Genomic DNA, 7,768 nt, shown 5'->3' on the forward strand with positions numbered 1-7,768 from the left:
AGGTGCTCGCGCATCAAGGCGCGGGTTTCAGGGGTTACGGGTGGCGCTTTAGGCTTCTTTTTATGATGCTTCCGTTTCACGCTGCTGGGCGTTGGGCGATCAGGGAACTGTTTCGCATCCTGTTCAGCACGCGCCAGGATTTTCGTTCCAGGGAATTTCCCCGCGTTGATCGCTTCTCTCGCCGTGTGTGCAATGACCAGGAGCGCGTCGTAGCCAAGATGCAGATACCCCGTTGCTCGGTCGATCCGCGCGTTGCACGCCTGCCCATAGCGATCCAGCCATGAATCCAGGGCGGAAAGGCTTGGGAGCTTGGACGCCTTGATCTTTACACGTGCAGTCTTGTCAGGGGATGCCTCAAGCTCCCGAATGATCGCGGCATGCGGGCACCACATCGCGTCCATATCGGGCGTCGTGGTAATCAACAGTGCGTGGGCGTGGCGCGCGACCAGGGCCGGATGCCCCTCGTTACCAATCAACCTGATCAAGGTGTAGCACAACACCTCATCTGGGGTGGCATCGTAGGTCGTCTTTGAAAATAGGCGTGTCGGACTTGCCATGGTCGTGGCCTTTGGTGGTTTACGGATGGTTAGACTAAGCTAAACATGGCCTGTTGTCAACAGTTTTAGGAAAATAGAAAGTGTACCGGTAGGTTTTGGGCATCTGGTTGAATTGGATGGTTCTAGGGTATTGGAATGCAGGCGTCGATACTTTTTTTGTAGGCGTGGTTAAGAGTATGATTTTAAAGATAGGAAGGTGTTTATATCAGGGCGTTGATGTGCCTAGTTGTGGGGATTTTAGCTGTTGTTGACAATTATGCTCAATATGAGTATAAGGGGTAAAATAGTGTTTTTATATACAATGGGGGGCACATGAACGCCCTGATATTGAAAGGGTGGCGGTAATGGAATCAAAGACTTAGCTTTTTCTCAAAAAAAAGTATCGACGCCTGCATTTGGGTAGCCGATACTTAATTAAATCAATTACATGTAAAAAGGGTACCAGTCCACTTTCTATTTTTTTCATTTTATAGAACGTGGCCAAAAATTTATTGACAATTTTCGAGGGGAATCGTCAAGATTTTGACTAGTCGTGTAAATCTGTAAAGATTGGCTTGAACATGGCCGCCTGAGAACGTCCCAGACGGCCGATTGGATTAGCGCTTGAAGTAGGCGACGGTCTGGATGTCACGGCGCCACAGAACGACTGTTCGTCCGTGTTGCGCCACTACATGTGCCAGGCCTTGCCGGCAAAGCCGAATGCCGGTTGATTTGCGAAGCTTTGTCATTGTTCGACCTCATCAAGATAGAGTGCGTCGTTTTTACGGTCATAATGCAGGCGCCAGGACCCGCCGTCCGCATCTTCGTGGATTGCATTGGTGAGGACATCATCCCAGGTCATGCGGTAGCGTTGGCTCCGTGGGCCACGCTCCAGGATAGCAAGCATCGAGTCATCGATCCCGAACCATACTTCTCTATCTGGATCAATAAAATGGGCGAACGCTTGGCCGGTCTTTGCTCCGTATCCATGGAGTAGCAGTCTGCAGGGGTCGGCATTCATTGCCCCACCTCACACAATCCGAACGGACATCGATTGAATCTCAAGCCGCCGCCCATCGGGCAGCAGCCAACAGGTGCGATGCGCTCCGGTACTCGAAACGAGTGCACCTAGTTGGATTAGCCGATGGATGAGGTTCGCTTCCCCATTATCCAGCGGTTGCCAACCCTTTTTGCTGGGGCTGATTCCAAAGATCTGTAGTGTGATGTTCAACCTGTCCACATCCCACCTCACACAATCCGAACGGACATCGATTGAATCTCAAGCCGTCGCCCATCGGGCAGTAGCCAGACCGTGGAATATTTCCCGGCGCTTCCAACAACCGCACCCAGGATGATGAGGCGATGAAGGAAGCGCGCCTGATTATCTCCCAGGCGCTGCCAGTCGCTGAGGTTGGCATCGATACCGAAGTCTCTCAGCGTAGATGTGACTTTGTTCATGGCTCAGCCCTTCCTGCTGATATGGATTGCCCAGCCACTGGGATCTGGATCGATCGCGAAATCGAGGTCCGGGTACATCGCCGAGATTTCGGCCAGCCGCACGACATCCAGGGTGTAAGTGTCAGTGATTCGCTCCCTAAGCCCGGATACGGCATATCGCCAATAGCAGTGACCTGTTTTCTCGTCTCGGGTGATGCACCCGGTATCGGTGCCGGATTGTCCTTCATGCCAGCGGTGCAGCCGGCATTCCAGTTCCCATAGCCGTTTGACATCGGCATAATCGATGCCGTAAAAGACACAGGCGCTTTCGATAAAGCATTGCTTTTTACTCTTCATGACTCAATCCTCAATGCTACGAACAAGGACACTTTCGGGCAAGATTCTAATGACTTCTTCATCTTCATATCCGCAGTCATCAGGGTCTTTTTCTTCAAACTCACAACACAAGGCCACCACATCGAGTTGGATATGGCAATGCATATCATTCTCGATACCTTCCAAGTAGTCGAACAGTGCGCGTAACGCTTTTGGTGAGAATTGATCCCCGCGCCCCATGCGGTTGAAGGCGGCCTCGAACTCGTCAAAGCTGATCCTCTTGAACATGACTCAGCCCTCCGCGCTCAGCGCACGATCCACAAGCGCACGCTGCGCTTCTAGATAGGCGTTTAGTAGGTAGGCGATCCGGCTATCCGGCGCCTTACGTTCCAGGGCCGCGTAGTATTCGGCCTTGGCGATCACGTAGGAGGTTTTGACTGCCGCAAGGGCGAGGTCTTTGTGCTCGATGTTCATGGTCTTTGTCCTCTTTGTTCAGCGCTCGTTGTTCGATCTAATCAATCCCTATAGCAAGCCCAGATGATCCGTTTAGGGTAGCCGCGCATTCGGTCGTTTGTCTGCGCGATTTTTACCACCCGCGTAAATCCGTGGGCACGGCCGGTATACCGCCAATTCCTGTTCTCGATGATAACGGCCCCCGCCGCGCGGGCTTCTTGGATCTTTTGAATGGTGCTTTGCGCGTACTTCATCGTCTTTGTCCTCTTTGTGCTTTGTTCAGTGTTTCGGTCTATTCAACCTTGGGATCAGTATCTCACAGCGTAGTGTGATTGTCAACACTTATGAGGGCGCTTTGGTAGGCGCGAGGTGGTGCTTTGTGTGGTGTATGGCGTCCGTCAGGGACCGGGGCCAGTAAATCATCGAGGGGGTATGGATGTTATGCGGTGGGGGAGGCATGGGGGAGGTGGCGCGGGGTTTGGATATGTATATCCCTTCCACAAATATTTCCAAAAATTTCAAATCCCCTTGTCAACAGTTGACAACCCATTTCGATTGGATTACACTTGAACCGTCAATCTACAACTGACGAGAACCCACATGAAACAAAAGTATTACGCGGTGCCTGGTGAATCCCAATGGCTGAAGTAAAGCTTACCCCTAAAGAAATGGCTGAGCTGCTGCTCTCAATGAAGGACGTTACCCAATCGCATCTTCAATTCGAGGTAAAAGGCTTCACCCGTATTATGAGGAGGCCATACAAAGACACCTTTTACACCAGATGCAGTGATCTGGAGCAGCGGCTTGAGAGCATTTGCAACGGATTCGAGTTTGGCGAAATGTTCGTCATTTGCGGCCCCGATGGCGATACCTGGTGGTGGATTATGCCCGACGGGTTCGTAAGGTCAGCAGCTGACAACACCAACCAAAAGGACTCGACAACGTGAATGACGAACGGAGTATCGATGAGATCCGACGCCTGCTTTCGGCGCTGGACTCTGAAGAACAGAGCACTGCGGGGGCTACTATCAACCATGAGTGCCTTGAGATACTGACGCGCTACGCCGCACCGGACAGGGTTAGGCTTGCGTTCGATGAAGCATTTTGGGCACCGATCCTTGAAATCCGAGACGATGTGTGGGTACGCACTAACCGACAGCTTATTGACTTCAAGGACCCAATGTTCCGGATCAAGTGCATGGAAGCGACCTATCAGTATCCTCCACATAAAGCCGCGCTCTATATCCTGGGTTATGTGAAGACCACCAGAGGGAATTGACAAGGCGACATGAGCCGTGGCACTATCTTACTGCACCAACGACGAGGAACTATAACAAGATGGCAAGAGATCCAAATAAACTCCGCGAATACGGGAAAGTCTACCGGGAGCGGAATCGTGATAGGGAGCGCGACCGCAAGGCTGAGTGGTACGCCAAGAACCGTGAGGACATCCGCGCCCGCCGAAAGCTGAAGCGAGCCGGCGTCACGCCGGACGAATAAGCGTATGCAGAACGACTCAAACCCGCTCATTGAAGAGGCAGACGCCATCCTGAACGGGGAGTCGGAGCCTACGCCGGAGATGGCTACTGCGCTTGTCGAATGCACGGCGCAGATCGACTTCCCCCCACGGCTGGCCTATGAGGTCGCTCTGGGGGTGCAGTCCATTTCCCAGCTATCGGAACGCTACGGTATCCCGGTACCTGATTTGAAATTGCTTGTGAAGGCTCCGCATTTCAAAGGCTACGTTGCGGCATTCACGAACGATATCAAGGAGCACGGCCTCGGCTTCCGTATGCGCGCCAGACTGGCGGCGGAGGACGCCCTCGGTGTCGCCATGGAGATACTCAAGGACGATAGTATAGATCCCGAGACACGCCGTAAGGTGAGCGCGGATATCGTGAAATGGGCGGGATTGGAGCCGACCAAGGAAAAGCAATCCGATAGCGCACCCCCGGTTAACATCCAAATCAATCTCTAATGGCCGAACCTGTAAGCATCACTTACAAGTCCCCCCACCCGGTTGCGAAACAAAGCGGGGCAAAGGGCGAGGGCGTATTGACAGCCTCTGCTACGGCCTGCTATACTGCGCCCATGCCTGCCGTAATGAGAAGTTATCGTCTCCGCGCCTACCCCAATGGGGCGCAAGTCCGCATGCTGAACCAGTGGTTCGGCGCGGCTCGCTGGCTGTGGAACTATTCGCTGGCATCGCGCACGAAAGCCTATCAGCGGCGTAAGGAATCGTTGACCAGTATTGACATTTCCCGCCGGCTCACCAAGCTCAAGACCCTCCCCAAATACGCCTGGCTTTCGGCCCCACCGGCCACCTGCCTGACGCAGACCCTGCGCGACCAGGATGCCACCTTCCGGCATTTCTTCCGCCGTGTGAAGGCGGGCGAGAACCCCGCCGGCTATCCGCGCTTCCGCCCCCGTCATGAGCACACGACTTCCCTGCGCTTCCAAGGCGTGAGTCTGCCGAAGTGGGTGAAGGGCACCGTATCGCTCCACAAACTCGGTGCGGTGAAGCTGGCTGAACCCCTACCCAATGTGCAGCGCCCGGACACGGTGACGCTCAAGCGTGAGTCGGATGGGCGCTACTACATCACCTTCAGCGCGAAAGTGGAAGTCGCGCTGTTGCCGGTAACAAACCGCGTTATCGGCGTGGACCTTGGCCTGACGCACCTTGCCACACTCAGCGACGGCACGAAGATCGAGAACCCCAGGCACTACCGCGCTCGGCTGCGCTACCTGCGCCAGCAACAGCGGTGCCTGTCCCGCCGTCAGAAAGGCTCGAAGAGGCGGGAGCGCCAGCGTCTCAAGGTCGCCCGCATCCATGCCAAGATCAGGGCGCGGAGCCAATACACCGCCCACCAATTCACGACCCGCCTGGTCCGCAACTTCGATGTAATCGCCGTCGAGGACTTGGCCGTCAAGAACATGATTCGTCACCCCCGGCTGGCCCGCTCGATTGCGGATGCCGGTTGGGGAGAAATCACGCGCCAGCTTGAATACAAGTGCGCGTGGTATGGCCGCACGCTGGTCAAAGTGGATCGCTGGTTCCCCAGCTCCAAGACTTGCTCGGCGTGTGGGCATAAACTCGAACGACTCGCGCTGTCCGTGCGCGGCTGGACCTGCCCCGACTGCGGGGCGATCCATGACCGCGACATCAACGCGGGGCAAAATATTCTGCTGGCAGGCATGTCGCAGATTGGCGGTCGTGAAGACCGCGACCTGCGCAGGGAGGGGGGAGCGCTGGCCGGCGACGGCGAAACTGCCCCCGATGAACTGCGAACCGGGCAAATAGCGAGCGAGCTATTTAGCAACGGATTCAACCAGATCAACCTATGACCGGATCGCTGGACATCATATACCAATCCCCCGGACCTATCGCGTCAGCTTTCGCGCGGTGCGAAACTCCGTGGCAGCTTATCGTCGGGCCGTTCGGATCGGGCAAATCGATCGCCTGCATCATGAAGATTCTGCGCTTGTGTGCCACACAGAATTTTTCACCGGATGGTATACGACGCTCACGATGGGCAGTTGTCCGTAACACCAACCAGCAATTGACGGACACCACGCTGAAATCGTGGCGTGAATGGATCATAGAAGGTCGAATGGGTGAATGGCATGAGGTGCGACGGACGTGGGTGTTGAAATTCAATGACATCGAGGCCGAGATCATGTTTCGTGCCCTGGATAAGCCGGAGGACAAGGCAAAGCTGTTGTCGATGGAGCTTACCGGCGCGTGGGTGAACGAGTTTCGTGAGGTGCCATTGGACCTTATGGGCGACCTGTACGACCGCACACGCCGCTTTCCTAACCCCAAGCGCGTAGGATCCAACTGGTACGGCATCATCGGCGACACAAACGCCCCTGTCGAGGGCGGTGACTACTATAAGATGTTCGAGCACGGTATGGACTTGAGTGTTACGCGGTACAATAGCGACTACTCACGCATCGTTACGACCCGTCCGGATGACCGAGACGTTAGCGAAGCGCCCTTTACCAGTGTATTCTGGCAGCCGAGTGGGGTGTCCCCGGTCGCGGAGAACATCAAGAACATGGCGCCGGGGTATTATGAGGACATGATCCGCAAGCCGAACACCTCACCGGATGGCGTGAACGTCTCAGTCCATGCAAAGTATGCAACCTCTCTATCGGGGATCGCTGTGTTCAAGAATAGTTACGAGCCGGATATCCATGAATCGACAACGCGCCTGGAGTTCAACCCCGAAGTTCCGCTTCTGGCCGGGATGGACTTTGGCCGGGACCCTTCGTTGGCATTCGGGCAGTTCAACCAGAAAGGGCAGTTCCAGATTCTGCGTGAGCTATGCATGAACAACATGTCGCTGTCACGGTTCCTGCCTGAACTCAAACGATTCATTTCCTATGAGTTCGGCGCCCCCACCCTCGCGATCTGTGGGGACCCGGCAGGGGATAACAACAACGGCCTCGTGGATTCAACGGCGTATAAGATGATGCGCGACGCTGGCTATCAGATGATCCTGCCACCCAACGGCAGGTCGAATCGTCTTGCGGATCGGTTATCTGCGGTGGAGTACTTCCTATGCTCCCGCATTCCGGGTATGCTTATCGATCCATCCTGCGAGCTGATTATCCGTGCCTTCCGTGGGGGATATAAATACAAGAAGGATGAAAGTCCCACGCCAGTCAAGGACCAGTACTCCCACCCAATGGACGCGGTTCAGTATTTGTGTCAATACGCGGCGTCTGGTAGATTGCCAAATATGAATAACGCTATCGATAACCCGATTGTTTTTTCTCGCGGCCCAGCCGATCGAGTAATGGGGTATTAAGCATGGATCCCTATTTCTATAGTAGGAACCTGAATTCTGTTCTTATCCAATCGCAGTACGCAAACAACCCAATGGGTGTCGCGGTCCGTACAGGAGCCTTGGTTTCGGATATTCGTGTTGTGGTATCGGAAGACCCTCAATCTGAGAGTCGGATGCTCCCTGTCGGCAGCGTTGAATTTGTGCGGGCATCCC

12 protein-coding genes are annotated in these 7,768 nt (G+C 54.7%); 6 read left to right on the forward strand and 6 right to left on the reverse strand.

Going from position 1 to position 7,768, the window contains the following annotated elements:
* The 6 genes from E4680_RS13175 to E4680_RS13200 form a co-directional block, all read right to left on the reverse strand.
* Window positions 1-557, reverse strand: a 557-nt coding sequence (locus tag E4680_RS13175) for a hypothetical protein (protein ID WP_135282885.1), incomplete at its 3' end; no start/stop codon positions are given.
* Window positions 558-1,281: 724 nt separating this feature from the next.
* On the reverse strand, window positions 1,282-1,557 hold the full coding sequence (locus tag E4680_RS13180) for a hypothetical protein (protein WP_135282886.1): 276 nt from the start codon (window positions 1,555-1,557) through the stop codon (window positions 1,282-1,284).
* A 227-nt stretch (window positions 1,558-1,784) separates the two neighbouring features.
* Entirely contained in the window at window positions 1,785-1,994 is a 210-nt protein-coding gene (locus tag E4680_RS13185) for a hypothetical protein (protein WP_135282887.1), read from the reverse strand.
* A 3-nt stretch (window positions 1,995-1,997) separates the two neighbouring features.
* Window positions 1,998-2,330 (reverse strand): hypothetical protein, encoded by a 333-nt coding sequence (locus tag E4680_RS13190; protein WP_135282888.1) that lies wholly within the window; start codon window positions 2,328-2,330, stop codon window positions 1,998-2,000.
* 3 nt (window positions 2,331-2,333) lie between these two features.
* Window positions 2,334-2,597, reverse strand: a complete 264-nt coding sequence (locus E4680_RS13195; protein ID WP_135282889.1) for a hypothetical protein — start codon at window positions 2,595-2,597, stop codon at window positions 2,334-2,336.
* Between the two features lie 3 nt (window positions 2,598-2,600).
* Window positions 2,601-2,783: a hypothetical protein gene (locus E4680_RS13200; RefSeq protein ID WP_135282890.1), complete on the reverse strand. Its 183-nt coding sequence runs from the start codon at window positions 2,781-2,783 to the stop codon at window positions 2,601-2,603.
* A 617-nt stretch (window positions 2,784-3,400) separates the two neighbouring features.
* On the opposite strand from E4680_RS13200, the gene E4680_RS13205 reads away from it, so the two are divergent.
* From E4680_RS13205 to E4680_RS14345, 6 genes are all read left to right on the forward strand, one after another.
* The gene (locus E4680_RS13205) at window positions 3,401-3,709 is read left to right on the forward strand and encodes a hypothetical protein (protein ID WP_135282891.1); all 309 of its coding nucleotides are present in this window, start codon (window positions 3,401-3,403) and stop codon (window positions 3,707-3,709) included.
* Entirely contained in the window at window positions 3,706-4,041 is a 336-nt protein-coding gene (locus tag E4680_RS13210) for a hypothetical protein (RefSeq protein ID WP_135282892.1), read from the forward strand. The genes E4680_RS13205 and E4680_RS13210 overlap by 4 nt, the downstream gene beginning before the upstream one ends.
* Window positions 4,042-4,266: 225 nt before the next feature.
* Entirely contained in the window at window positions 4,267-4,740 is a 474-nt protein-coding gene (locus E4680_RS13215) for a hypothetical protein (protein ID WP_135282893.1), read from the forward strand.
* Between the two features lie 125 nt (window positions 4,741-4,865).
* The gene (locus E4680_RS13220) at window positions 4,866-6,107 is read left to right on the forward strand and encodes an RNA-guided endonuclease InsQ/TnpB family protein (RefSeq protein ID WP_205688936.1); all 1,242 of its coding nucleotides are present in this window, start codon (window positions 4,866-4,868) and stop codon (window positions 6,105-6,107) included.
* Window positions 6,104-7,576, forward strand: coding sequence for a hypothetical protein (locus E4680_RS13225; protein ID WP_135282895.1), 1,473 nt, complete (start codon window positions 6,104-6,106; stop codon window positions 7,574-7,576). The genes E4680_RS13220 and E4680_RS13225 overlap by 4 nt, the downstream gene beginning before the upstream one ends.
* Window positions 7,577-7,578: 2 nt before the next feature.
* Window positions 7,579-7,768 (forward strand): hypothetical protein (locus tag E4680_RS14345; RefSeq protein ID WP_205688937.1); only part of this gene is annotated, 190 nt, incomplete at its 3' end.

This window comes from Candidatus Macondimonas diazotrophica (assembly GCF_004684205.1).
GTDB classification, from domain to species: Bacteria; Pseudomonadota; Gammaproteobacteria; order UBA5335; family UBA5335; genus Macondimonas; species Macondimonas diazotrophica.